Raw genomic sequence first — 1,884 nt, 5'->3', positions numbered from 1 at the left:
CGCCGACACGGTGCCGGGCCATGCCGGCCCGCTGGCCGGCATTCTGACCGGCCTCGAATGGGCGGCGGAGAACGCAGCCTGCCAGTCGCTGGTGAGCGCGGCTGGCGACACGCCGTTCTTCCCCGGCGATCTCGTCGAGCGGCTGACAGCCGCTGCCAGGGAGCGGCCGGGTGCGATCGCGGTCGCCAGTTCCGACGACAGATGGCACCCGACTTTCGCGCTCTGGCCACTTGGCCTCAGCGATGCCCTGCGCCATTTCCTGATCGACGAGGACAATCGCCGCGTCTCGGCCTTCATGGAGCGGCACGGTTTTGTCCAGGTGGAGTTTCCGATGATCGAGGCCGAAGGCCAGCGGATCGACCCGTTCTTCAACATCAACACGCCGGACGACCTTGCGCAGGCCGAACGTCTGTTGCAAAGCCTCCAGCCATGAGACGCGTATTCGGCATCACCGGCTGGAAGAACTCCGGCAAGACGACCCTGACCGAAAAGCTGGTCGCCGAACTGGTCCGCCGCGGCTGGACGGTCTCGACGGTGAAGCATGCCCATCATGACTTCGACATCGACAAGCCTGACACGGACTCCTTCCGTCATCGCCAGGCCGGCGCCATGGAGGTCGCGATCGTTTCCGGCCGGCGCTGGGCGCTGATGCACGAGCTTCGCAACGAGGTCGAGCCGAAGCTGGACGAAATCCTGGCGCGGCTGACGCCTTCCGACATCGTGCTCGTCGAAGGCTACAAGCGCGAAGCGCACAAGAAGATCGAGGCGAGACGGCTGGACGCCAAGGACCGGACACCGCTTTCCGCCAGCGACCCGAACATCGTCGCTGTCGCCGCCGACTTTCCGGTCGAGGGCGAAAACCTGCCTGTCTTCGACCTCGACGATACGAAATCGATAGCCGACTTTATCGAACGCGCCACCAGCCTCGTCACAAAAGGCAAGTAACGCTGCGGCACACGGTGATTGTCGTTTGCTGTTGATTTGCAGTTGCTTTTTTCTTGGAAAGAGTGGGAGTATCCCGCGCAGCGGGCGGTCAAGAAGCTCCGCCCACAAGAGCCGCACGGGACAGCGGCCATGACAATATGAGAGGATTATCATGCGTATTGCACTGCGTATCGCGCTCGCCGCTTCGGCCGCGCTGCTGACACTTGGCGTCGCCCAGGCTCAGGAAAAGACCTTGAGGATCGGCACCGAAGGCGCGTATCCGCCCTTCAACAACCTGACCTCGGACGGCCAATTGGTCGGCTTCGACATCGACATCGCCAAGGCCCTCTGCGACGAAATGAAGGTGAAGTGCACCTTCGTCGCGCAGGACTGGGACGGCATCATCCCGGCGCTCCAGGCCGGCAAGTTCGACGCCATCGTCGCCTCGATGTCGATCACGCCCGAGCGCCAGGAGAAGGTCGACTTCACCCACAAATACTACAACACGCCCTCGGCGATCGCCGTGCCGAAAGATTCGCCGCTCAAGGGCGTGACCAAGGAAGACCTCGCCGGCAAGAATATCGGCGTCGCCACCACGACGACCCATTTCAATTATGCCTCGAAGACCTATACGGACAGCACCATCAAGGGCTATCCGAGCAGCCCCGAGGAGCAAGCCGATCTCGCCAACGGTCGTCTCGACGCTATCGAGGACGATATCGTCGTGCTGCAGCAGTGGCTGGATTCGCCTGACGGCGCCTGCTGCAAGATCCTCGGCCAGCCATCGCCGCAGCCGGTCGAAATCTTCGGACCGGGCGCCGGCATTGCCGTGCGCAAGGGCGAGACCGACCTGGTCAACAAGCTGAATTCCGCGATCGACGCCATCCGCGCCAACGGAAAGTACAAGGAAATCAACGACAAGTACTTCAAGTTCGACGTCTACGGCGCCGAGTCCTGATC

The 1,884-nt window shown here is 62.5% G+C and carries 3 protein-coding genes; all 3 read left to right on the top strand.

Annotated elements, in window-relative coordinates; all coding sequences use genetic code 11:
• A partial coding sequence (locus tag EOA29_RS34945) for an NTP transferase domain-containing protein (protein WP_127222296.1) occupies nt 1-433 on the top strand: 433 nt, incomplete at its 5' end.
• Nucleotides 430-945 carry a molybdopterin-guanine dinucleotide biosynthesis protein B gene (gene mobB / locus EOA29_RS34940; protein WP_126093928.1) on the top strand — a complete coding sequence of 172 codons (516 nt, stop codon included), beginning with the start codon at nt 430-432 and terminating at the stop codon, nt 943-945. The genes EOA29_RS34945 and mobB, both read left to right, overlap by 4 nt.
• 151 nt (nt 946-1,096) lie before the next feature.
• The gene (locus EOA29_RS34935; protein WP_126093927.1) at nt 1,097-1,882 is read left to right on the top strand and encodes an ABC transporter substrate-binding protein; all 786 of its coding nucleotides are present in this window, start codon (nt 1,097-1,099) and stop codon (nt 1,880-1,882) included.
• Nucleotides 1,883-1,884 lie beyond the last annotated feature (2 nt).

Origin of the sequence: Mesorhizobium sp. M1E.F.Ca.ET.063.01.1.1 (assembly GCF_003998155.1) — a bacterium.
Classification (GTDB): Bacteria; Pseudomonadota; Alphaproteobacteria; order Rhizobiales; family Rhizobiaceae; genus Mesorhizobium.
Note: the sequence above shows the minus strand (reverse complement) of the source record. Positions and strands in the feature narration are given on the sequence as shown.

Excerpts from the sequence above, each read along its gene's own strand:
- mobB (WP_126093928.1), top strand. The coding sequence starts at position 430 with ATGAGACGCGTATTCGGCATCACCGGCTGGAAGAACTCCGGCAAGACG.
- EOA29_RS34935 (WP_126093927.1), top strand. The coding sequence starts at position 1,097 with ATGCGTATTGCACTGCGTATCGCGCTCGCCGCTTCGGCCGCGCTGCTG.